The sequence below is a fragment of the Trichococcus flocculiformis genome (assembly GCF_900113645.1).
GTDB classification, from domain to species: domain Bacteria; phylum Bacillota; class Bacilli; order Lactobacillales; family Aerococcaceae; genus Trichococcus; species Trichococcus flocculiformis.
Map to the genome: position 1 here is coordinate 57591 of NZ_FOQC01000003.1, position 23743 is coordinate 81333.

General features: G+C 47.7%; 25 protein-coding genes. 1 reads left to right on the forward strand and 24 read right to left on the reverse strand.

The genetic code is table 11. From position 1 onward, the window contains the following. Positions 1–45 precede the first annotated feature (45 nt). The 17 genes from BMZ71_RS02190 to BMZ71_RS02270 all read right to left on the reverse strand — a co-directional run bounded on the left by BMZ71_RS02190 (position 46) and on the right by BMZ71_RS02270 (position 15828). Positions 46–969, reverse strand: coding sequence for a metallophosphoesterase (locus tag BMZ71_RS02190; protein WP_086988011.1), 924 nt, complete (start codon positions 967–969; stop codon positions 46–48). Positions 970–1091: 122 nt separating this feature from the next. Beyond that, positions 1092–1514 (reverse strand): hypothetical protein, encoded by a 423-nt coding sequence (locus BMZ71_RS02195; protein ID WP_143071386.1) that lies wholly within the window; start codon positions 1512–1514, stop codon positions 1092–1094. Next, positions 1492–2439, reverse strand: a complete 948-nt coding sequence (locus BMZ71_RS02200; RefSeq protein ID WP_086988013.1) for a phosphodiester glycosidase family protein — start codon at positions 2437–2439, stop codon at positions 1492–1494. The genes BMZ71_RS02195 and BMZ71_RS02200 overlap by 23 nt, the downstream gene beginning before the upstream one ends. Further along, positions 2436–3494 (reverse strand): bifunctional glycosyltransferase family 2/GtrA family protein, encoded by a 1059-nt coding sequence (locus BMZ71_RS02205; protein WP_086988014.1) that lies wholly within the window; start codon positions 3492–3494, stop codon positions 2436–2438. Before BMZ71_RS02205 ends, BMZ71_RS02200 begins: the two co-directional genes overlap by 4 nt. 235 nt (positions 3495–3729) lie before the next feature. After that, the gene (gene cysK, locus BMZ71_RS02210; protein WP_086988015.1) at positions 3730–4653 is read right to left on the reverse strand and encodes a cysteine synthase A; all 924 of its coding nucleotides are present in this window, start codon (positions 4651–4653) and stop codon (positions 3730–3732) included. A 168-nt stretch (positions 4654–4821) separates the two neighbouring features. Further along, positions 4822–5970 (reverse strand): AAA family ATPase, encoded by a 1149-nt coding sequence (locus BMZ71_RS02215; RefSeq protein ID WP_086988016.1) that lies wholly within the window; start codon positions 5968–5970, stop codon positions 4822–4824. Positions 5971–6154: 184 nt separating this feature from the next. After that, positions 6155–6826 (reverse strand): uroporphyrinogen-III synthase, encoded by a 672-nt coding sequence (locus BMZ71_RS02220; protein WP_086988017.1) that lies wholly within the window; start codon positions 6824–6826, stop codon positions 6155–6157. Next, a complete protein-coding gene (gene hemC / locus BMZ71_RS02225) occupies positions 6823–7707 on the reverse strand; it encodes a hydroxymethylbilane synthase (RefSeq protein ID WP_086988018.1) in 885 nt (294 codons plus the stop codon). Before hemC ends, BMZ71_RS02220 begins: the two co-directional genes overlap by 4 nt. A gap of 55 nt (positions 7708–7762) precedes the next feature. Further along, positions 7763–8542: a formate/nitrite transporter family protein gene (locus BMZ71_RS02230; protein WP_086988019.1), complete on the reverse strand. Its 780-nt coding sequence runs from the start codon at positions 8540–8542 to the stop codon at positions 7763–7765. After that, positions 8530–9501 carry a uroporphyrinogen-III C-methyltransferase gene (gene cobA, locus BMZ71_RS02235; protein WP_086988020.1) on the reverse strand — a complete coding sequence of 324 codons (972 nt, stop codon included), beginning with the start codon at positions 9499–9501 and terminating at the stop codon, positions 8530–8532. The genes BMZ71_RS02230 and cobA overlap by 13 nt, the downstream gene beginning before the upstream one ends. Next, entirely contained in the window at positions 9498–9815 is a 318-nt protein-coding gene (locus tag BMZ71_RS02240; protein WP_086988021.1) for a nitrite reductase (NAD(P)H) small subunit, read from the reverse strand. The genes cobA and BMZ71_RS02240 overlap by 4 nt, the downstream gene beginning before the upstream one ends. A gap of 1 nt (position 9816) precedes the next feature. Beyond that, a complete protein-coding gene (gene nirB / locus BMZ71_RS02245; protein WP_086988022.1) occupies positions 9817–12240 on the reverse strand; it encodes a nitrite reductase large subunit NirB in 2424 nt (807 codons plus the stop codon). 390 nt (positions 12241–12630) lie between these two features. After that, positions 12631–13080: a precorrin-2 dehydrogenase/sirohydrochlorin ferrochelatase family protein gene (locus BMZ71_RS02250; RefSeq protein ID WP_086988023.1), complete on the reverse strand. Its 450-nt coding sequence runs from the start codon at positions 13078–13080 to the stop codon at positions 12631–12633. Further along, positions 13068–13757, reverse strand: a complete 690-nt coding sequence (locus tag BMZ71_RS02255) for a sirohydrochlorin chelatase (RefSeq protein WP_086988024.1) — start codon at positions 13755–13757, stop codon at positions 13068–13070. Before BMZ71_RS02255 ends, BMZ71_RS02250 begins: the two co-directional genes overlap by 13 nt. Positions 13758–13767: 10 nt before the next feature. Then, the gene (locus tag BMZ71_RS02260; protein ID WP_086988025.1) at positions 13768–14400 is read right to left on the reverse strand and encodes a response regulator; all 633 of its coding nucleotides are present in this window, start codon (positions 14398–14400) and stop codon (positions 13768–13770) included. Further along, the gene (locus BMZ71_RS02265; protein WP_177187461.1) at positions 14397–15389 is read right to left on the reverse strand and encodes a sensor histidine kinase; all 993 of its coding nucleotides are present in this window, start codon (positions 15387–15389) and stop codon (positions 14397–14399) included. Before BMZ71_RS02265 ends, BMZ71_RS02260 begins: the two co-directional genes overlap by 4 nt. Further along, a complete protein-coding gene (locus tag BMZ71_RS02270) occupies positions 15382–15828 on the reverse strand; it encodes a GAF domain-containing protein (RefSeq protein WP_086988027.1) in 447 nt (148 codons plus the stop codon). The genes BMZ71_RS02265 and BMZ71_RS02270 overlap by 8 nt, the downstream gene beginning before the upstream one ends. A gap of 119 nt (positions 15829–15947) precedes the next feature. Here BMZ71_RS02270 and BMZ71_RS02275 point away from each other — a divergent pair, with 119 nt between their 5' ends. Continuing rightward, on the forward strand, positions 15948–17456 hold the full coding sequence (locus BMZ71_RS02275; protein ID WP_086988028.1) for an amino acid permease: 1509 nt from the start codon (positions 15948–15950) through the stop codon (positions 17454–17456). A gap of 124 nt (positions 17457–17580) precedes the next feature. Here the strand turns inward: BMZ71_RS02275 and BMZ71_RS02280 are convergent, their stop codons facing one another. From BMZ71_RS02280 to rimP, 7 genes are all read right to left on the reverse strand, one after another. Further along, positions 17581–18150, reverse strand: a complete 570-nt coding sequence (locus BMZ71_RS02280) for an SF0329 family protein (RefSeq protein ID WP_086988029.1) — start codon at positions 18148–18150, stop codon at positions 17581–17583. 297 nt (positions 18151–18447) lie between these two features. Beyond that, positions 18448–18804 (reverse strand): 30S ribosome-binding factor RbfA, encoded by a 357-nt coding sequence (rbfA, locus tag BMZ71_RS02290; RefSeq protein WP_068559587.1) that lies wholly within the window; start codon positions 18802–18804, stop codon positions 18448–18450. 42 nt (positions 18805–18846) lie between these two features. Next, positions 18847–21300 carry a translation initiation factor IF-2 gene (gene infB / locus BMZ71_RS02295; protein ID WP_086988031.1) on the reverse strand — a complete coding sequence of 818 codons (2454 nt, stop codon included), beginning with the start codon at positions 21298–21300 and terminating at the stop codon, positions 18847–18849. Positions 21301–21321: 21 nt separating this feature from the next. Continuing rightward, the gene (locus tag BMZ71_RS02300) at positions 21322–21630 is read right to left on the reverse strand and encodes a L7Ae/L30e/S12e/Gadd45 family ribosomal protein (protein ID WP_068559591.1); all 309 of its coding nucleotides are present in this window, start codon (positions 21628–21630) and stop codon (positions 21322–21324) included. After that, the gene (gene rnpM / locus BMZ71_RS02305) at positions 21627–21911 is read right to left on the reverse strand and encodes an RNase P modulator RnpM (protein WP_068559593.1); all 285 of its coding nucleotides are present in this window, start codon (positions 21909–21911) and stop codon (positions 21627–21629) included. Before rnpM ends, BMZ71_RS02300 begins: the two co-directional genes overlap by 4 nt. Positions 21912–21929: 18 nt before the next feature. Then, complete coding sequence (gene nusA, locus BMZ71_RS02310; protein ID WP_068559595.1) at positions 21930–23231, reverse strand: transcription termination factor NusA; 1302 nt, start codon at positions 23229–23231, stop codon at positions 21930–21932. A gap of 31 nt (positions 23232–23262) precedes the next feature. After that, entirely contained in the window at positions 23263–23736 is a 474-nt protein-coding gene (gene rimP / locus BMZ71_RS02315; protein WP_068559597.1) for a ribosome maturation factor RimP, read from the reverse strand. Positions 23737–23743: the final 7 nt, after the last annotated feature.

Consider the following 23743-nt stretch of genomic DNA (forward strand, 5'->3'; position numbering starts at 1 on the left):
CAAAAAAACTCTTCTCAAATTACAAGAAGAGTCGGTAAGGCAAAATTATTCAGTTACTGGCTCATTTTTGACACTCGCCCGGATATCGAATTTCCCTATCGGATCCGGCCCACGCATGACTTCCCGTTTGATTTGGAGCAGGCCATCCTCGTTCACCCGCGTTTTCCATCTGACCAATTGGATCTGACCACCGGTAATCTCGATGGCGGTTATGGTTGTCGGATAAATGCAGCACCCCGAATTGAAGTAAGGCAAATCTTTAGTCTTCGGATATTTGAAACGGTGCGTATGGCCGCAGATCAGCATTTTTTCATGCTTCTGGATCCACTTCACATAGTTTTTTTCGATTTTATGCCGTTTGTTCATATTTTTTATAGGGCTTGTCGGGCTTTTGACGCCGAATGCATGCAGGAACCGCCAAAAGTACTTCAAGGAAAGCATCGTAGGGTACCACAGTTGATCGTTGGGCAGATCGCCTTGCATGCCGTGGACGACGAATATTTCCTGTTTCGTCTTCCGGTCCTTCAAAACCAAGGCTTCGATTGGTCGGATTCCGGGGAGGAAATCGTAGAAGAACTCGGTATATTCATCATAGTTCCGGAAGTAATTTTGTTCCACATACCATTGGCTTTTCAGGTAGATATTGTGGTTCCCGTAAATCATGATCAGACGTTTTTCGTCATAAAAACGTTTCAGGATAGCGAATACCTCAGGATGGGCATTTTTGATGTGCTTGAACTCGTGGTGTTCCCACAGTTCATCGCCATCCCCGTTTTCAACGTATATGAACTCATTTTTGTAATAGTATTCCAAAGCATACAAAAAAATGTTTTTGTTCCTTGCGAATTCATCCGAAAGGCTTCCATCGCCTCTGTGACAATCGCTCAAAAAAACATAATTGGACGTTTCGTCGATGTATTCGACCCTGGCTTTTTCGTAGGCTTCCGTCAGTCGTTTATCTGTAAACATGCACTTCACCTCATCTCACTGAATCCGTTACTTATATTATAGTTCTTCAAGACCGGAAGCGCCACTATTTAGAGTGTTAAGGAACAAGGAGTGCACTGAAATATTTTATCCGGTTCTGCAACTCAGTTTGGTTCGGAGTGTCCTTTTGATGCTCTCGACAGCAGCGGCACGATGCCCAACAGGACCATACCGAATCCGACGATGTAAAAATAAAGGAGATAGACTGAATCAGTGCCGGCTATTTCCAGAACGCCCTTCAGGAAACTGCCGACCGTGAGAGTAGCGATCCCTGAATGGTAGAGGTTGGAAAAGCTGCGCAATCGCTCTGCATCTTCAATATCAACCTTCTCGCGGTTCACAAGATAAATGGGCAGCCCTCCTGCCAATGGGAATAAGAACATCCAAGTCATTGCCGGCGATGTGACGCCGTGCCCAAACAACCTGTAAATCTTTTCGAGGATGACCATCGCAACGGTCGCGATGAGATAGGTGATGCCCGTTTTTTGCGGTGCAGAAGACTTGTTATTCATATCCAATATAGACAATGTCGCTCACTTCCCTTTCCCCTGTGCTGTTGCCGCTTGTCGGATTATTGATGATTTCGCCGTTGAAATAGAGTGTCGACGAACCACCGCCATCCAAATTATAGGCCGTGACAGCCCCTCTGTTCTGCATTTCTTCTGCCAACTGCAGCAGAGAAAAGCCTTCGCTTTCATCGGTCCGGCCATCCGACACGATGATGATGTAGTGCAACGGTGAAATTTGGCCGATGGCGGTCCGCGGATTGCTGGTCATCGATTGGGATACTTCACTTGAAGCATCCACGCTGATTTCACCATCTTCGATCAATGCGGGGCCGAAAGAAATGATTTGCGCAATGCTTGATGTGTCCAGGGAAGACAGACTCGTTTCATTTTCGGAAATGATCGAGAAGTCACCCTCGTCATCGATGACCAACGCCTCCGCATCTTCGGTTTCCCTTGCCGAATCACGGTAAAGTGTACCGTTCCTGAGGACATAACCCGCATCCCGGAAACCATAAAAATCGCCGTTGATCGCCAAAATCGCATCATGGCTGGCAGCGATGCTTGAAGTGACAGCTTTGATATTCCTGCCGTAAGTATCCTGTGCCAAAGCGGTTTTCAGAAAGGAAGCATCGGAAACTTGGATATCCACCGCATAATAGGTTGTATTGTTGCTCCGTCCTGTTTCGATGGCTATTTGGATATTCTCATCTTCGTAGGAAGATTCGGTGACGATGGCTTCGGTGATCGTTTGTTCACTTACGGATTCGGATACACCCGCCTCCGTCTCCTCATTGCTTGTGCTGGTCGTTGTCTCTGTAGCGGATACCGCAGACAGAGACTTTGGGATGACAAAGGCATCCAATATGACGAATGCAGTTGCTGCACTCAACAGGCTCGAGTAGATGAGAGCCCAACGATAAGGCTTCGAAAAAAATTGTTTCATAAAATGGTGTGTCCTTTCTTGACCGTATTGAATACGTATTTTTTTTGGATAACGTAACTGGCAAAAAAGAGCGATGCATCAATGAATGCTTTTACAAGCAACAACGGAATCGGCAAGTCGCTCAAAAGCTCCACCAGCAGTCCGCTCAAAAACAACTGTGTGATGAAGAGAGCGCCATATTTGATTCCTTGGCTTCCCAATGACCGTTCATTTTGGAATACCCAATGCTTATTCAGCATAAAATTCACAGCTCCGGAGATGCATCTGGCCAACAGGGTCGCAAGGCCTATTTTTGCTGTCATGGATGGGAACAGGTAGGTGCTGAACAATCCGAACAAAGAGAGGTCCACCAGTGCTGACAGCGCTGAAGACAGACTGTATTTCAGGATATTCCAATAGATGCGGACCGAGTCCTTGATCGGGTCGAAATGCGAGGCGCGGTTATTCTCGATGTAGATGGTCTCTATCGGCACTTGCCTAAAAGGGATTTTGTTTTCCGCAAATGTCATGAGCATATTCATCTCATATTCATATCTTTCCCCTGTCAGACCGAGGCACAGATCAGCGTACTGCATAGGAACGCCCCGCAGTCCGGTCTGGGTATCTTGGCAATGGGTGCCTGTTACGGCGAGGAAAATCGAAGAAGTCATTTTGTTGCCGAAGCGGCTGCGGAAGGGAATGCCCTGATCCTTGAAATTCCGTACGCCCAACACCAGTGCCTGCGGATTTCCGCCCAGCGCGCCGGCGATTTCCCCGATGTTTGAGACCGCGTGTTGCCCATCTGCATCCGCCGTCACAAAACCAGTGCTGTCCGGATACTTGTCCAAAAGAAATCTGATGCCCGTCTTCAAGGCCCGTCCTTTTCCGCAATTGCTGGGATGCGTGCAGACATCGCATGCGTATTTGCTTTTCAAAAGTTCGAAAATTGCTGCATATTCCGCACCGCTGCCATCGTCCACCACGATAGTGAGCAGATCCTTTTTCTGTAGCTCTTCAACCAATAAAATCAACTTTTCGTCAGGGTTAAGAGCTGGAATGATTACGACTGGATTCATATTGACGCCTCCTAATTTTTCAGTCCGGCCAACCGTTGCTCCTTTTCTGGTGCTGATTCCATTTTAAAAGAACGCACCCACTGAATTCCTCGAAATCCATACGAATAGTTGCGGAAAAAAAGTAGCGAAACATACACAAATAAAAGCCCTCACCAAGTTTGGAGCAAAAAAAGTGCCCCAACCACAGGAACCGCTCCTGCTGTGGTTGAGGCACTATCATTATTCGGTATATTGCTTAATTCTGAAACACTGGGGTGGAAAGGTATCTTTCGCCGTTATCCGGAGCGATCGTCACAACCGACTTGCCTGCGCCAAGTTGACCGGCCAAGGCGATGGCTCCAGCCACTGCCGCACCGCTGGAGATGCCCACAAGAATGCCTTCCTCTTTGGCAAGTCTGCGCGTCATTTCGAAAGCTTCTTCACTTGAGACCTGGAACACGCCATCGAATACCGCTGTGTCCAATACCTGCGGAATGAAGCCGGTACCGATTCCCTGAATCTTATGCGGTCCTTTTTGGCCACCGCTCAACACTGCGGATTCGGAAGGTTCAAGCGCATAAATGCCGACATCCGGATTCGCTTTTCGTAAGGCTCTCCCTACCCCTGTGATCGTACCGCCTGTTCCGACAGCCGATAAGAAAGCATCGGGGCCGACGCCGTCGAATGCCGCAATGATTTCCGGACCGGTTGTTGTTTCATGGATAGCCGGATTGGCTGGGTTTTCGAACTGCAGAGGCAGAAAATGGCCAGGTTGGGCTGCAATTTCTCTGGCTTTTGCGATAGCTGTAGGCATCCCCTCAGCCCCGGGAGTCAACACAAGTTCGGCGCCATAAGCCGAAAGCAACAGACGCCTCTCGATGCTCATCGTATCCGGCATCACAAAGATGGCTTTATAACCTTTCGCTGCCGCCAACATAGCCAAACCCACTCCTGTATTGCCGCTGGTCGGTTCAACGATTGTGTCGCCCGGCTTCAAGATTCCCTCTTCTTCCGCTGTCGCGATCATATTCAAGGCGATGCGATCCTTGATGCTGCCGCCGACATTGAACGCCTCTAATTTCAAATAGACATCAGCGAAGCCTTCTGGTACGACTTTACTTAATTTGATGATCGGTGTATCTCCGATCAACTCTACTACTGACGATACGATTTTAACCATGCTGATTCCCCCATTAAGTGTGTTATTTATGAATGTGTGCTCCAAAATTTGAGTATGAAGCGACTTCTCTGACATTGGATGATAAAGGAAGCATAACACGGGAAAACCTCTGTGAAAATCAGACATAAACGAACAAGGGTGATCGGTTTTCCCGAACACCCTTTGGATTCAATTATCGCTATTGTATTGTTTGTGCCCCATCAGTTCATCTATCGCTTCTTTTGCTTGTTTGTAACGGGCATAATAACTGAATTCGTCCTTCTCACCGATTCCTTTTGCATCCAGCATGACGACTTTATCCAGGTTTCCGCTGCTTTCGATTTCCTCCAGCATCATCTCATGGATGGTCGTCAAAAAGGCATCCTCTGAAAATTCCATGTTGCGGTACCCGTCGTCGACATATTTCAGAGTCGGTGGCACAACCAGGATCAAATCCCACAACTGGCGCGCAATGAAGGCGTTGGCTGACTGTTCCACTATCGCATATTCTTCCGGAGTGATCGCATAATCCACGTCCTCAGCGCCAAGGCGTGCGTAGACTTTTGTGACCATCACATCCGTGTCCAAAATTGCCATCCCTTGGCTGGCGGGATCCGCGATCGTGTCCCGATTCAGCTGGAACTGCCCGGTGACCAAACGCTGGTAATCCATGCCATCCAGTTCGAAATCATTCACATTCGATTCCTCTTGATACTGGCGTGAATATTCGAAACTGTAGGGACAGGAATACAGTTTCGCTAAATCCTTGACCAGCGTCGTTTTCCCACCGCTCGGAGCGCCCAAAACCAGCACTTTTTTTGTGAATGCGCGCCGGAAAGGCAAAGCGATGGCATTAAAATAGCGCAAGGCATCATTGCGGATATTCTGGCCGCTGACCGGGTAGAGGCTGGTGTCCACCAAATGGACTTCGTCGGTGGATTTTTTTTCCAATGCCTCAGCCTGCATCGTTTTCCCGGTATACCAGATCTTTTGCGCATCGCTGTGCTGCAGCGAATCAGCTATCTTGAGGTTGATGATTTCCAACCAAGACTCCCACTCGGTTTCTTTCTGTGGAATGCCTTGGCCGGCCGCCATCACAACATAAATCTGGTTATCATCCGCAAACAATTCGCGCATGTAACGGAATCTCCTGTAGACATCCAGACCGAAAGGCTCGCCGCAATCTCCATCTTCTCCGCAGACGATCACGACGCAACCGTCATTCTCCTTCTTGGCCTTCAGGATGACTTCCAGATGCCCGATGTGGCAAGGCGCGAACGCTCCGAAAACGATGCCGATCCGGCTGCCGCTTAATTTGTCCTTGTACAGATTCCCCATCTCAATTCTCCCTTCTGCAGAACGTATTTTCTAGGGTACTCATCTTACCTCTTACATACATTCTACAACTTCCTCACCGCACCGTATAGCATGAAGGTCCTTTCCAAAGGCTGGATATCCGGAAAAAGGACGCTCCAATGAAAAAAAAGGCGCTCAGATCGAGTTGATCTTTGCGCCTGCTTGCTTATCGTTGAAACAGAACAGCCTCGTAGCCGCTGTCAGTGATGGCTTTTTTTGTCGTATCCCCGATGGCATAAAAAACGAGCGGTTTTTTTTCGGTTTGGTCGTAGACCGAAAAGAATCTTTTCCATGCCGATGGGCTTGCGAAGTAAACAGCGGACAGTTTGCCCATTTTGAGCAGCTCAGTCAATTCCGCTTTGCGTTCCTCCAGGAAGACATTGTGGTACAGGACCGAACCGGTTACATCGTTTTCGATCCCCAGGAGTTGTTCGATGGCATCATCGGCTAGCTGGCTCTTTGGGTAAAAAATCGATGTTCCCGCTGGAAATGTTTCCTGCCAAGCGGAAACAAACTGTTTTTTTGTCTCCTGCGGGCTGACGAAAGCCACTTCAAATCCGCATGCTTGGACCATAGCACCGGTTTTCTTGCCGATAACGGCAATCAAAGGGCGATGCCCTTTTTCAACAACGCCCAAGACACTCTTTACAGGCGCTTGACTCGTGAAGAAAAGCCACTCGGCCGCATTGATTTTATTTTTGATGGATTCCGGTATCGGTAACTGTTTGATTTCACATAAAGGTATTTCGTAAAACCTTCCGTATCCTGCCTCACGGAAGCGGACCTGATCTTCGGCATTCATGGCTAGAGGCCTGGTCAACAATACCGCTTTCTTCATGGCAACAATTCGGCAGCAGCCATTTTCGCCAACTCAAGCGGATCATCCCCGACATAACGTTTCCTTACCCCAGGTTTGCTGGTCGATTCGGCCAAGAAAGCCAAAAATTCCCATTGGCCATCATCCAATCGATGCGCATAGCCGCCTATCGGCAAGTCGCAGTTGCCATTAGCCCGATGCAGAAAGAAACGTTCTGTACGGCATGCAATTGCTGCAGCTTCATCATTGATTCCGCGCAGCAATGCCATCAGTTCCTTATCGCCCTCACGGCACTGGACAGCCATGATCCCTTGTCCGATCGCCGGCACACACACTTCTGGTTCGAGCATAAGGGTATGCAATCCCTTCAGATAATCCATCCTTTCAAGTCCTGCTGCCGCTAGGACAATACCGTCCAATCCTTCTTCCTTCATCTTTCGGAGTCGGGTCTCGATATTACCGCGGATCGGCATAAACGACATGTCCGGAAATGCAGTCTTCAACTGGTTGATCCTGCGTACACTGCTTGTGCCTATCACCATAGGCACAGCTGTACCCGAAAAAGGTTTGTCATCATTCCAGATCAAACAATCGAAAGGATTCGCCCTTTTGGGTGTGGCGACGATGGTCAATCCCTCCGGCATACGGGCTGGCACATCCTTGAGGCTGTGCACAGCAAAGTCGATTGTCCCGTCCAACAGTTGGGCCTCGACTTCCTTCACAAACACGCCCTTGCCTCCGATTTGCGCCAAGGGCACGTGCACCAGCCTGTCTCCTTTGGTGGTGATGCCGACCACCTCGATATCTACCGAAGGATCCACCCTTTTCAGAGCCTCAATGACCAGTTCGGTTTGTTTCAGGGCCAATGCACTGCTTCGTGTCCCTACTCTTAGTGTCTTCATGCAACGTCCTCCCTTCTGTCACTATTATAGAAGACTGACGCTTGAAATAAAAAGGTTATCTACTTTCTCGCATACCGATTCTGTAAGCCATGAAATAGAGTCCGCCCATGAAGAATCCGCCGCCCACCAGATTTCCGATCCAGACAATGCTGATGTTCAGCATGAATTCCGTCCAAGTCGCCCCTCCGGCGAAAATTCCTGCCGGAATCAGGAACATGTTCGCTACGACATGCTGATAACCGGCAATCACAAAAGCCATGATCGGCAGAAAAGTACCGAAAATTTTCCCGATGAAATCCTTGGCTGCATAGTTCATGTAAACGCCTGTGCAGACCAGGATATTGCAAGCAACCGAAGAAAAGAACAATTGAACGGGTGCCACATCGATACGGCCTCTGGCGACAGCAATCGTCCTATCGATAAACGCTCCTTGCAGCGTGCCGGACAAGTAACCAAAGAAATAGGCTACAAAAAGGGCTCCCATCAAGTTGAAAAGTGTGACGACCGCCATGTTCCTCAACCAGGATTTTCCGGATATTTCTTTTGCGAACAACGCAAGTGATACAGACAACATATTCCCTGTCACCAATTCGCCGCCCACCAACAACAGGCAAATCAGGCCGACCGGGAAGACCATCGCCCCCAACAAGTTTACGAGCGTGCCCCACTCAACTGGCATCGATCCCATAGTGCGGATCATCGCAACACCCGCCAGTCCGATGAAGACACCGGCCATGATTCCCAACGTTGCCATCGTCATGATGCTGTAATCAGCTTTATGTTTGCCTCTTAGAATGGCTTCTTCTAATAATTCTTTCGGGCTCAATGCTCCCATAATGGCTTCACCTTTTCCGCTTCATAGCTATTTTTTGCTGCTTCATCAACAAAGATGATGGTATTGAAATGCCGCTCCGCTAAGTAGTGCTTGTTTACCTCATCAAAACGGTGATCCCGCGTTTCGCCTACTTGCATCCACCAGACATCCGCGCCTTTTTGTGTCTGCTCAAGCAGTGCATCCATGTCAGGTCTGTTTGTGGAAATATACAGTATCGATTCGCCTTTTTCCGGCAAGTCCGAAAACCAATCAAAGCGTTCCCCGGCATGGACGACTTCACCCAGGATGATCATGGCCGGATTCTCGATTTTGGTTTCGCTGATTTTTTGCCTGATGTCCGCTAATGTTCCTTGCAACTTTACCTGCCTGCCGTATGTTCCCCATTGGGTGATCAGGATAGGCATTCTCGCTGACATCCCTTGCGCCAAGGCCGCTTCCACAAAACGGTCGAGCGCCTCCACACCCATGTAAAGGCATACAGTCTGGCCGTTCAACAATTGCTGGAAAGTGTTTTTTTCATTATCGACCAGTCTGCCGGTGGTAAAAGTCACCGAAGTGGCCACTCCTCTTTGCGTCAACGAAATCCCGCTGTAGCCGGCAGTGCCGCTAGCGGCAGTGATCCCGGGTGTAATGTCGAAGCGCATACCGGCGTTCTGACAAGCCTCTAATTCTTCCGTCAGACGGCCGAAAATGACAGGATCTCCGCCTTTCAGTCGGACGACCGACTCGTAAGATTCGGCTGTCTCAATCAGTTTTCCACTGATTTCTGCCTGTCTAATCGAGGGCCGATCAGGTGTTTTGCCGACATAGATGAAACGGCAATCCTGCTTGCAATGAAAGAGCAGCAACGGATTGACCAGCCGATCGTAGATGACCGCATCGGCATGCTGCAACAGCCGCACCCCTTTTGCAGTCATCAATTCCGGATCTCCCGGTCCTGCCCCTACGAAATGGATCATAGCGAAGCATCCTTCAAGTAAATGTCCCCGTCTTCAAGCAACAGCTCATATACCTTCAATTGGCCTTCATCGGGGTCCTGGATGCGCCCGTCAAGCAAGGATATTTTATAATCCCGCAGCGGTTCATAAAGGTATTCGCCTGATACGGTCCCTTCCAGAACAGGTCCGCCAGTCAATGGGCAAAAATCTTCGATGGCCGTGATACGGCCGTCTGATAGTTGGAAAATGGCAATCTTTTTGTTCCCGATCGATACGGATCGTCCGATCTGCGGAAACAAAGCATCTGTTGTGGTCAAAAATATTTTTTCTGTCATTTTAATCACCCACCGTTACAAGTTCTCTTCTGTCTATCGAATATAATTTTTCCTGGATATCGCGATCGCCGACGACTTCGTGCCATGGATCTTTCCGTTTCACTGCAGTTGCCACATCCAAAGCCTCGATCAAGTCTTTGCGCTTGGCGGCATCGCCCAGTATATGCTTGACGGCCTCAAACCCTAACCGTTCCATCCATGGAGCGGTTCTCTCGCCGTAAATGCCGGTTTCACGATAGTACTGCAGCAAAGCACCGCAATATTCAATGACTTCTTCTTCCGTTTCCACTGTCGTAAGCAACTGCGCTTCCTTGACTTCAGTACCGCCATTTCCGCCGATATAGATCTGATAGCCGTTCTCGACACAAATGATGCCGAAATCCTTCACGCCGGATTCTACGCAGCTGCGCGGACAAGCTGATACGCCAACTTTGAATTTGTGCGGTGTGTCGATGAACTCAAAGCGTTCTTCCAACTTGATGCCAAGCCCCATTGAATCCTGGGTACCAAATCTGCAGAAGTTCTTCCCGACGCAAGTTTTGACCGAGCGGAAAGCTTTCGCATAAGCCTGTGCTGAAACCATGTCCAATTCTTTCCAGATGGCCGGAAGGTCCTGCTTCTTGACGCCGTAGAGACCGATCCGTTGGCTACCGGTGACTTTCACCAAAGGCACGCTGTACTTTTCGGCTACTTTGGCGATCTGCAGCAGTTGCTGCGGATTCGTCTGGCCGCCCCTCATTCTCGGAATGACCGAAAACGTTCCGTCCTTTTGGATATTGGCATGCATGCGTTCGTTCACATAGCGTGATTGGCGCTCATCTTTGTGTTCTGTCGGGAAGGCGACATTCAAATAAAAATTGACTGCCGGTCGGCATTTCGCGCAGCCTTCAGGATTTGCAAAATGCAGTTCTTTGAATACATCCGTGCTGGTCGTCAGATGCTTCGCATAAATCTGAGTCATGACTTGGTCCCTGTTCAAATCCGTGCAGGAGCAGATGCCGGTTGAAGCTGTGACACCCTCACCGAGTTCGTGCTCCAACAAAGTCTGTACTTGCGGCTTGCATTTTCCGCAACTGGTTCCGGCTTTGGTGACTTTTCCGACTTCAGCTACATTTGTCAAGCCTTTGTCACGGATGCCTCTGATGATGTCGCCTTTCGTGACGCCGTTGCAGCCGCAGACGGTCTCATCGTCATCCCAAGCAACGACATCATCGCTGCCTGCCTCTTCACCTGCGGCCTGCAGAATCGCGATCGATTGCAGATCAGCGATTTCCTGACCTTTTTTCATCATATTGTAGTATCGGTTGCCGTCCGCTGTTTCGCCGTAGAGGACGATCCCCTCGATGCGGTTGTCCTTGATGAACACTTTTTTGTAGTTCCTGTTGACACCATCGAATGCTTCGATGCTCTGCATCCCTTCAGTATCCATGATGTTCCCTGCTGAATACAGATCGCATCCGGAAACTTTCAAGGAAGTGAACGTCTTGGATCCTTGGTATGGTTTGGCTTCGATGCCGGTCAATACATCGGCCAGCACTTTTCCTTGTTCAAACAAGGGGGCAACCAATCCGTAGGTTTTCCCGTCATGTTCCACGCACTCCCCGATTGCATAGATAGCCGGCAAATTGGTTTCCATGAAGTCATTCACGACAATCCCGCGGTTTACTTCCAGACCAACTTCGCGCGCCAATTCGGCAGCTGGTCGGATACCGATCGACATGACGACAAGATCGGTATCGATCGCGGTGCCGTCCTTGAAGCGCAGGCCAGTGACGCGCTCGTCACCTAATATTTCGGTTGTTGCGTGTTCCAGCAGGAATTTCAGTCCCTGTGCCTCGAGATCTCCCTGCAACAATTTGCCTGCTCTCTCATCCAATTGGGTTTCCATCAACCATTTGGCCAAATGGACAACGGTGACGTCCATTCCCTGCAGCTGTAGGCCTTTCGCGGCTTCCAACCCAAGCAGACCGCCGCCGATGACGACAGCTTTCTTGTGCTTGCCTGCGGCTTCCATCATTTCAGCCGTATCATCGATGGTTCGAAAGGCGACTACGCCGTCTTTCTGCGAACCGGGAATCGGTAAAATGAATGGATGGGAACCAGTGGCAAAAACCAATTTATCGAAAGGGATCTTCAGCCCTTTTTCGCTTGTGACAAGCTTATTCGCTGTATCGACTCCGACCGCCGGATCTTCGTTGATCAGCGTGATATTGTTCTCTTCGTACCATGTATATGGATTGGTGATGATTTCATCCACCGTCATTTTATTCTGCAGCACATTGGACAGCATGATACGATTGTAATTCGGGTAGCATTCCTTCCCGATGATCGTGATATCATAGCGTTCCGGATCTCTTTCCAAAATTTCTTCAACCAAACGAACCCCTGCCATACCGTTTCCGATCAAGACCAAATGTTCTCTCATTTGCGCACCCTCTTCTATTCGTTGTTATAAAATTCACAATAAAGGATTTGTGAAATATTTCATATTAGGGAAACACCTATGTTTTGACAAATGCCATAATTTAGACAAAAACGTTTTGCGCGTGCAATGTCGTACACAAAAGCGATTCTAATGAACGAGTCACTTTCTTAGCTAATCTGCCCAACTCCGGTTAAAGACATTCCAACCGGAGTTATGATCACTTATACGGTGTCAGTTCCGATTAAGCACCCTTCGTCGGAGGTAGAGGCGTTATTACCGTACTCTACTCCGGTGAAGGACAGCTCGCCGGAAGTAAGGATATCGAACCATCTGGTTTCCCTCGATCAGCCACTTGTAAGCAACTTCCCTCACAACAAAAAAACTCAAGCGCTAGGCTTGAGTCGGATTTATTTTTTCAGTTATCTCACGAAGCAAACGTTTTGCTTTCCGCGGATCATTCCCGTAAGTGGAGACAGCCACCAGGTAGTCATCCTGACGCAAAGTAGCAAGGTTGATGAAGTCACTGTTGCTGCAATCGGTCGTGTCGTTCAGAAACTGATGGGGTCCGACCTCCGATCTTGCGGCTTTGTTTGTAGCCGGATCGTCCGTGCAGATGAAGATGAATGTTGCCCCATCAAAATCGCCGGATTGGTAAGTCCGCCTGACCAGTAATGCCTGGCCGCCTTCTGCCCATTTCTGGATTTCCGGACTCACGGCAGGCGCGACGACGGTCGGCTGAGCCCCGCAACGGATCAGTTCTCGTAGTTTCCGCGTAGCGATTTTGCCGCCTCCGACCACAACTACTTTGCGTCTGCTGATGTCGACCATCATCGGATACATCCGGCATCCTCCAATCGTTCCTTAAGCGCAGCATGGACGGCTTCTGCATCAAGCAACTGTTCCAGCAGCACATCTTGAGGACGATTATTTTCGAACCAGACACCTATTTTCTTGGCAAGATACCCATCTGTAAAAAACAGCCGTTGCACGATGTAGGGGTGTTCTCCAGATATTGCTTGATAATGCGGTTCCCCCAGATGATTCGTAGCGAAGACTTCTCGGCCTAGATCTGATCTCAAGGCAGCGGCAATCCTTTCCAGTTGTTCAGCAGGTTCAGTATAATGGGTTGTGCCATGCACAACCAGCATGACCGGCAATTTTGGATGGCGCTCGGTCACTTCCTGCAATCGACCTTTCAGCCACCCGTAGACAGCGCGCGTCGACCCGAGTGTCTCGCAGATTTCGAACGGAACGGATGCGCTGGCTTGCATGCGCTGCGGGATATCTTCCCGTGCGTGCGTAGCCGGGAAAAGCAGTACCGGGACAACAACAATCTTTTCCACTGCCTGTTCTTCAAGCAACGTGACTGCGGATTCCAATGTCTGTTGCTGCCCTTCCAGCATGCCGATCGCTTGCAGCAGATCCAAGGTGTCACTGAACTCTTTGACGATATTCAAAAGTTTTTGTGGGATGCTGGTCTTTCTGCCGTGCAAAACATACAAGATACCTATATTCATGATATTCCTCCTAGAAATCGACCAAATGATTTTTCATGCTGTAGCGCAAAAGATCGGCATAACTGTCGACCTCCAATTTTTTTCTGATATTTGCTTTATGCACTTCTACCGTTTTGACAGAAATGAACAGTTTTTCGGCAATGTCCCTGTTGTTGTAGCCCAAAGCAACAAGCGGCAGCACCTCTTTTTCCCGTTTCGAAAGACTGGCGTAGAGGCTATCGCCTTCAAAAGTATCCATCTCATCCAGTCTGTCGTTTGTATAGCCGCTGTAGTAGCGCTGATTGGCGTAGACTTGGCGGATACCGTCCAGCAAGATGTCATCGGTTGTGCTTTTGAGGATGAAACCATCCGCTCCCGCATTCAGCGCTTCCCTCACATAGCTTTCCTCGTCATGCATTGTCAAGACGATCACTTTAATCTCAGGATGCGTTTCTTTGATCCGCCGTGTCGTATGCAAACCGTTTTCTCCCGGAGGCATACTGATGTCCATCAATACAAGATCCGCCTGCGTATTTTCCAGCTTCATGAAAACTTCATTGCCATCAGCGGCATCTCCGACGACCTCCATGTCCGGTTGCGCATTCAACATGAAGGTCAGCGCGTTGCGCACCAGTGCATGATCGTCTGCTATTATGATTTTCATGACATTCCCTCCTTGTAAGGCACGTTCATTGTAATGCGTGTCCCTTTTCCTATACCTGTTTCGACTTCGATTGTCCCGCCTACAGATTGGGCGCGTTCCCGCAAGTTCAGCAATCCGAACCCCAGGTGATAAGGATCGTAGATGAACCCTTTGCCTGCATCCGCAATCGTGACGCGCAGTTCCTTTTGGCCAAAATCAAGGGCGATGGTCGCTTCATTCTCTCCAGAATATTTCAAAGCATTCGAGATCGCCTCCTGGATGCTGCGGTAGATGACGACATTTCCTCGACTGGTGAGCCTCTTCCGCTCTCCGTCAACGATAACATGGATGATGAATCCTGTCATTTCCATTGTCTGTTCAACAAACTGATTTATCGCCGGAATAAGCCCGACATCATCGAGAATGCTTGGCCTCAGTTCGGTAGCCAAACTTTTGATTTCCAATAGTACGTCCGCAAAGTGCTGATCAATCGCCTGGAGCTTCTGCTGATGCTCTTCAAACGGTGTCCACTTCAGCCCTCTCGTTTCAAGCATCAAGCTGTAGATGCTTTGGGCAATCCCATCATGGAGTTCGCGCGCAATCCTTTTTTGTTCACTCTCGCGTGCCTCGTTTAAGTATGTCAGCATGCTTTTCCCCTCTGATTCGAAGGGCTTATCGATGTAGCGAATCTCCAATTTCCAGATATGTTCCGTTTTCACTAGTTTCCCGAAAAATTCATAGGACACTCCGTCACGGCCCATAAAAGTGATCGGAAATCCGTCGGAAGCAGCCCATTTGTTCTCGAGCGGACAGTTTTTGCAGGCTTTTTTATCCGTTTGGAAAGCGCAGCAAGTGCCTTTGGCAACCTCTACGGCATATTCCATTGAAATGACATAATCTTTCTCGAACTTTTCTGCCTGCGCATTCCTGTCGATTATTGTATAGTCGGCATCCATGATCCAAGTCGGTGGGGGCAAAGTTTTGGAAATGCGCTCAGTTGAGTCACTCATCTTTGTGCCCCTCCTCTTCCAATAGAGTCTCCAAACCCGGCAAAGCTGCATAGACAGCAATCATATCGGCCACATTCAAAGCGAGTGGGTTGCGGTATCCCAGCAGCAAAACAGCTCGTGTGATACCGTCTTGCACTATCGGAATGCCGATTGTCATATCGAGCTGCTCGAGCCTTGCAATTGGATACTTCAAAAGATTCTGGCTGTCTGATTGGATTTCAGTGGCACGTTGTTCCCGGCCGGTGCGCCAAACTTCGCCGGCGATGCCTTTACCGATCCGCAAGCGGATCGTTTTGTAGTGATCGCTTGTATTTCCGGCAACATGCGTCCAACGCAGTTCAGTTTGTTGGCAGGCCAGGGCAACATCCTGAGCCAAGCCTAAAAAATCTGCCTGCCATTCTTTTCTTTTCTCCTGCAACCACAAATCTATTTGTGACATTATTCACTACTCCAATTCCCTATATTTTTCGAAATCTGTGGATTTTTGTTGCCCTTTATCCAAAAAGTTACTATGATGATACCAATTGTTGGAAGCAAATTATTAATAAGGAGTTTATTATGAAACCAACCAAAAGTCTATCATTTTTCAATCTGATACTGATCATCGTCATGACCGTATATTCTTTTTCAAGTATGTCGTCCTCATTTTTCATGATGGGTCTGAAATCATTCCCTTGGTTTTTGATCAGCGCTTTTTTTTATTTTATACCCTATGCCCTTATTGTATCAGAATATACACGCAGCTACTCGAATCGCACAGGCGGCATCTATGATTGGCTGAAGGATGCTTTTTCACCGCGTATCGCGTTCATTACCGCCTTCCTGTGGTACTGCAGCTACTTCACGTGGATCATCAGCCTCTTCATGAAATTGTTGATTCCTTTCACGATCATGCTTTTTGGACAGGACTTGACTTCCGCTGAGCAATGGTTCGGCATCGACACGGCCTACTGGATTATGGTTCTCTCACTTGTAGCTGTATTTTGCATGACTTGGGTGATCAACCGCGGTCACCAGGCCGTCTTTTCATTTTTGAAGACGAGCAGCTATGCAATGGTCGGTCTGCTGCTCATTTCTGGAATCGGCAATCTGATGTTGATGGTGAACACTCCGCAACTCATCGCTCAAAATATGCAGCAGAGCCTTGCCGCCCCGAGTTTCTTCAAAGGGACCAATGATTCATTCCTTTCGCAGTTGCCCTTCTTTATTTTTGCCATCACCGCATTCGGCGGATTGGACACGATCGCCAGTCTTGTAGACAAATCCGGCCAACAGCAAAAGAAATTTCCGAAAGCATTGATTTTCAGCGCTGTGATCATCGTCGTCCTTTATTTCGGCGGCATTATGCTATGGAGCGGTGCGAATAACCTGAATGTATTGCGGGAAACCGATCAGTTCCATCTCGGCAATCTGATGTACGGTTTGATGGGCAGTCTTGCCAATAACCTCAGCATTGCCTTCGGTCTGTCGGCATCCGCTCAGGCATTCCTATATCAAGCATTCATACGCTATACTGCCTTCACCTTGTTTGTAGCCTATATCGGATTGTTGTCGTCCATCACCTATACACCATTAAAAAGTTTGATCCAGGGCACGCCAAAGGAAATTTGGCCGCAATTTCTGACTAAAATCAACCACAAACAGATGCCACAAACAGCACTTTGGATCCAAGCTTCGGTTGTTTCTTTGTGCATCATCGGCTTATCTTTAAATAGTACCATTTTAGGTACATTATTCAACCAACTGACCTATATGACGAATGTAGCCCGTGCCATTCCGTATTTCGTCGTAGCCGCAAGTTATCCGTTCTATCGTATCAAGAACCCTGGATTGCTGAAGCACTCACTGATTGCTGCGCACTGGCAAGGTTACCTTTGCTCGCTGAGTGTCTGCACAGCTACTTTGATTGCCATCACCTTCCAGGTCTACCAGCCATTCCACACCGGTGAATATGTCCAGGCGTTGTTGCTGATCGTTGGACCGATTCTGTTCGGATTGCTTGGCAGCAGCATTTACCAACGGTTCGAGAAGAAACGAACACAACTATTCCTTGAAGATAATCTGTAGAGCATACGTTATGAATGCAAAAAGGAGCCGTTCAGGTGATTTGGCCTGATTGGTTCCTTTTTGGCGTCCGGAAGCCGGTTTCCCCGCTGGCGTTCCTTGTGGATACCGCAAGCCCCAATACACCCTACTTCAGGCCACGCCTCAGTGCATAGAAATATTGCACAATCGGATGCTTCATTCTCACTGATTGTTCCATGTCCATGATTCGTTTCTTGCCGACGCGCCTATCCACTAAGGCCAAGCAATTAAGCAGAATGTCTTTGCTTGCGAGACTGTCTTCGATGGGTTGGCTCAAAAATACATCAGCGGTTTTGTTGAAATCGGTTTTGCTTAAGGTCACTTGGGCGGCCATCGTTCCCTTCGCATAGGCCAACAGTTTGCGGTCGCTCGCGATCACTGCCAACCGTTCTTCAGGTACTTTTCCGCCGGTTTCTTTCCTGATTTGTTCAATTTCGGCTTCGCTGAGCGGAATCATGACTGCAGGATCATTCTTGATGTCCTGTTCCGACAGGTACCACCTTATTCCTGTCGTTCCGTCCTTCATGTTGAAGATTTTTTTATTGTCTACGGCTATGCGACACTGGCCGTTTTTTTCGGGTGAATAGCGGTAGCTGGTGGATAGGTACTCCACTCTGCCCACTAACACAGGCGCGAGGAAGTTCTCCAACTGCGGCTTCATTTTACTCCAAATCATAATATCCTCCATCAGCAGCTTCAGTGCTGTCCATTTAGTCTACTTTACATTATGTCCAAAAATGTCATGGTCGGTCAATCTTTTTTTACAAGCGAACAGGGCTGAATGCTCACAGCACTAAAATCAACCTCTAAACGATTATAACTAGCTGGCAGACTCTGAGTCATTCTATTTACACAAGTGACCTCTGGGTAGCTAAATATGGGATTTATGCCATGTTCTTGACCACAAAGCAAAAAGGCAGCCACAACGATCGCACGGATCATTGTGGCTGCCTTTTTTGCACAAATATGAAATCTATTTTTTTTCGTCCTCGTGCATCTTGCGGATCAATTCATCAATCTTGCTTCCGTAAGCCACTGATTCATCTCGTTTAAAGATCAATTCCGGTGTCTTGTAGAGGGTCAGACGCGTTCCAAGTTCCTTGCGGATGAGGCCAGTCGCCTTATCCAAACCTTGTTGCGTTTTTTCGCGATCGCTGGCAAGTTCCGACAAAGTGCTGTAATAGATGGTTGCTTGCTGCAAGTCTCCGGTGATTTCCACATCGGTGATGTTCACATTTGCAACACGTGGATCTTTTACACGCTTAGCCAGGATATCATTGACTTCCCGTTGTATTTCTTGTTTGATTCTTCCTGCTCTGAAATTAGCCATTTCGGTTCACCTCTCACTAGTTAGTTCGATTGCTGTAGAGCATTATTTCTTGATTTCAACCATATGGTACGCTTCGATGACATCATCGATGCGGATATCGTTGTAATCTTCGATCATCACACCACATTCGAAGCCTTTTTTAACTTCTTTGGCATCATCCTTGAATCGCTTCAAGCTGGCAAGTTTGCCGTCAAAAATGACGATGTTGTCACGGATGATACGGATGCTGCTGTTTCTGCCGATGTAGCCATCGGTTACGAAAGCTCCACCGATTGTGCCGACTTTAGAAACTTTATAGGTCTCACGGATAAGTGCTTGACCGGTTACTTGCTCTTCGAATTCAGGATCCAGCATCCCTTTCATCGCTGTTTCGATTTCATCGATGGCATTGTAGATGATACGGTGCAGACGGATATCCACATTTTCGCTTTCTGCTTGGATCTTCGCTTGAGGAGTCGGACGAACGTTAAATCCGATCATGATTGCGTTACTGGCTGCTGCCAAAGTAACATCACTTTCGTTGATCGCTCCAGCTGCGGAGTGAACGATTTTGACGCGGACACCCTCAACCTCGATTTTTTGCAAGCTTGCTGCCAAGGCTTCAACTGAACCCTGTACGTCAGCTTTGATGATGACATTGACTTCCTTCAGTTCTCCGTCTTTCAAGCTGGAGAACAAGTTATCCAAGGTCACGCGGTTTTGTGTTGAACGTTGTTCCATAAGGGCACGTTTCGCACGTTCTTCACCTGCTTGACGCGCAGTCTTCTCGTCTTCAAAGACGACAAAGTGATCACCGGCTTGCGGTGCTGCGTTTAAACCTGTAATTTCGACAGGCATTGCAGGTCCAGCCGTTTTTACACGTCTGCCTTGATCGTTGGTCATTACGCGGACACGACCATGCGTATTACCGACTACGATCGGATCGCCGATCTTCAAAGTACCTGACTGCACCAAGACGGTAGCAATCGGGCCTTTGGATTTATCCAAACGGGCTTCGATGACGGAACCGATCGCTAAACGATTCGGATTAGCTTTCAATTCCTGGACTTCAGCGACCAACAGAATCATTTCCAACAATTCATCGATACCTTGTCCGAACTTGGCCGAGATGTTGACGAAAATCGTTTCTCCGCCCCAAGCTTCAGGAACCAGACCTTGATCAGATAACTCCTGCATCACGCGATCTGGGTTTGCTGTCGGTTTATCGATTTTATTGACTGCAACAATGATAGGAACATCTGCCGCTTTTGCATGGTTGATTGCTTCGATAGTTTGCGGCATCACACCGTCGTCAGCTGCGACAACGATGATCGTGATGTCTGTGACATCCGCTCCGCGGGCACGCATTGTCGTAAAGGCAGCATGTCCAGGTGTATCCAAGAAAGTAATCGGTTTTCCGTCGATTTTGACCTGGTAAGCGCCGATATGCTGCGTGATTCCGCCTGCTTCGGTTTGAATTACGTTCGTGTTGCGCAGTGAGTCCAAAAGCGTCGTTTTACCGTGATCGACGTGACCCATGATTGTGACAACAGGTGGTCTTGAAACTAATTCTTCCGGATTCTCTTCCATTTCGAAATAGCTGTTCAAATCGGAAATATCCTGCACGATTTTTTCTTCAGCTTCGATGCCATAATCGGCAGCCAACAATTCCAAAGCGTCTTTTCCTAGTGCTTGGTTTTGTGTAACCATGATGCCCATCAGGAATAACTTTTTGATGATTTCAGCTGGTTCACGGTGCAACTTTTTGGCAACTTCCATTACATTCATGCCATCTGTATAGACGAAAGTTTCCGGTAACTCGCGGAATTTGCGTGGAGGTACTGCCGGTCCTTGCTTCGTTGTGCCTTTTTTGAACTTCGAGCGTTTGTTTTTGTTGTAGGGATTGTTGCCTCTCCCTTGATTTCCTTGGCTGCGCGGATTGGAACCGCCGGAATTTTGACCGTATGATGGACGGTTTGATTTGGCTGGCGCATTGGTAGTGGTATTCGTGTTTGCAGTTTTCTGCACTGGTTTGTCATTTGATTTGTTTGGCGAAACAGAGTCAACTCGATTCATTTTAGTATTTGGACGATTTTGTCCAGCTTGGCTTGTGGCTTGCGCCGGCCGTTTTGCATTTTTGTCTGTAGTAGTTTTTGCTTGTCCTTTATTTTCGGAACCGTTGTTTTGATTCGAAGAAGGATTCGATGGTTTATTTTTCATGTCTGTGTTTTTCCTCAGTTCACTCTTATCAGTAGTTTTATGTATTTTTGTTGCAGGCGCCTTTTTGTTTTCTGCTGGTTGCTTTTTCTGTGTCGCATTGGATTGCTGTGCACTCGGCTTGGCAACCTGATTTCCAGCAGTGGAAGAGATGGATTGGTTCAACTTTTTGATGTCTCCGTCTTCCATGGTTGACATATGGCTATGATAATCGATCCCCAATTGTTTTGCTTTATCCAACACCGTTTTGCTTGATACCTTGTGTTCTTTTGCATATTCGTAGACACGTTTTTTTTCCATGTCATCACCTTCCTTATCTCATTACTTTGTTCCTTTCAGCCGCATGAAACTTTTGGCGAATCCTCTATCAGTCAAGGCGCAAATGGAACGGGACTTGCCTATTGCTTGACTGATTTGTTCCGAAGTGAAATGCACCAGGAACGGGACTTCATAGTAGCGGCATTTGTTTTCTAATTTTTCTTTGGTGTTAGTGCTGCAGTCTGTCGCACAAAGCACAAAGACTGCTTCATTTTTTTGGATGGACTTGATGGTCATTTCTTCACCTGTGATCAACTTGCCGGCGCGCAATGACAAACCCAGCAAATTCAACATCTTGTCTTCAGGTGTCATAGTAGGCTCCTTGCTTTTTGGTGTTCGACATAATCGAACAACTCCTGATAGAACGCATCACTGATCGCGATCTCAAGGTGTTTTTCCAAAATATGCTGTTTCCAGGCCTTCTGTACCAATGCAGGTTCCATAGAAACATAGGCTCCTCGGCCATTCATGCGGCCTGTGGGATCGATGGCTATTTCACCTGCTTGATTTTTTACGATGCGGACTAATTCTTTTTTTGGCTTCATCTCATTGGAGACGACGCATTTCCGCATCGGAATTTTTCTTGTCTTCATAAACTTTCACCTCACTGATTAGTCTTGAAGGTCCTTTGTTAATTCATCATAGCTTTCTTCCGGATCTGTCTCGACTTCCGATATCAATTGCTCGACATCTTCAGGATCAAGGATTTTTTCATCATCTTCGTATTCTTCCGTGTAATCTGTATCTTCCGTTGGGACAGCAATGTCATCAGCAACTTCCTCTGCCGTGAAAATTTTGTCCAAGCCAGCGAAAGAATGAAGCGTGTCAGCATCGTCTTCATCGGATGCAACTTTTTGGGCACCGGATTCCATCAATAACTTATTATACTCCGTTTCGGACTTAATATCGATTTTATAGCCTGTCAATTTAGCCGCTAAGCGTGCATTTTGACCTTTCTTACCGATTGCCAGTGATAGTTGATAATCAGGAACGATCACTGTGCAACTGCCGTCTGCTTGATGGAAATCAACGTTCACGACTTGTGCCGGATTCAACGCATTTCCGATGTAGATCGATGGATCTTCGTTCCACTCAACGATATCCATGTTCTCTCCGCGCAATTCGTTTACGATCGCTTGGACACGCTGGCCTCTTGGTCCTACGCAGGTGCCGACAGGGTCGACGTTTTTATCGCGGGAGCGCACGGCTACTTTTGACCGGTCTCCGGCTTCACGGGCGATCGAGACGATTTCGACTACTCCGTCGAAGATTTCCGGAACTTCTTGTTCGAACAAGCGCTTCAGCAAGTCGGGATGGCTACGGCTGACAAAAACCTGTGGCCCTTTTGAAGTGTTCTCGACTTTTGTGACGTAAACTTTGATGCGGTCATGCGGCTGGAACGTTTCATTCGGTATTTGTTCCTGCTTGGATAATACTGCTTCAATTTTTCCAAGGCTCACATAAATATAGCGGCTATCCATTCTTTCGACGACACCCGTCAAAATATCATTTTCATAAGCGATGAATTGATTGTAGACGATGCTGCGCTCCGCCTCACGGATGCGTTGCATGATGACTTGTTTGGCTGTTTGAGCGGCAATCCTTCCAAAATCTTTCGGAGTAACCTCAAAACGGATCTTATCGCCTAGTTCGTAAGCTTTGTTGATCTGCAGAGCATCCTCCAAACTTACTTCCAAAGTCGAATCGAACACCATATCCACTACTTCTTTAACTGCGTAAACATGGATGTCCCCTTTTTTAGTATCAAATTCCACTTCAACGTTTTGGGCTTGTCCGTAATTACGTTTGTAAGCAGACACAAGAGCAGCTTCCAACGCACTGATGACAATCTCTTTTGAAATACCTTTGTCTTTTTCCAACACTTCAAGAGCACTTAACATTTCTTTGCTCATATTACTCGTTCACTCCTATCTCAAAAAATGATTAAAATTGGATAGCCAATCTTGCGTTTGCAATCTGTTTTCTTTCGATTTCGATATCTTTTGTTCTGGTTTTGATTCTGATCGTCAATACAACGGAGTCATCGTTTACTTCCTTCAACGTTCCTTCATAGAATTTCTCGCCATCTATTGCTTGGTAGAAGGACAGATGCACGTATTTGCCGATAGCATTCTGCATATCTGCTTCCGTCTTCAATGGACGTTCTGCACCTGGCGAGGACACCTCCAGGAAATATGCCTGAGGGATCGGATCTGGATCAATAGCGTCCAGTGCTTCACTGACTTTTTCGCTGATCAATGCACACTCTTCAATATCGATACCGCCTGGCTTATCTATATAAATTCTGAGAAACCAGTTTTTCCCTTCCTTCAAAAACTCCATATCCACTAATTCTAAATTCTGTTCATCAACTATTGGTTGAACCACTACACGAACTTCATCTACTACACGACTCACAGAAATC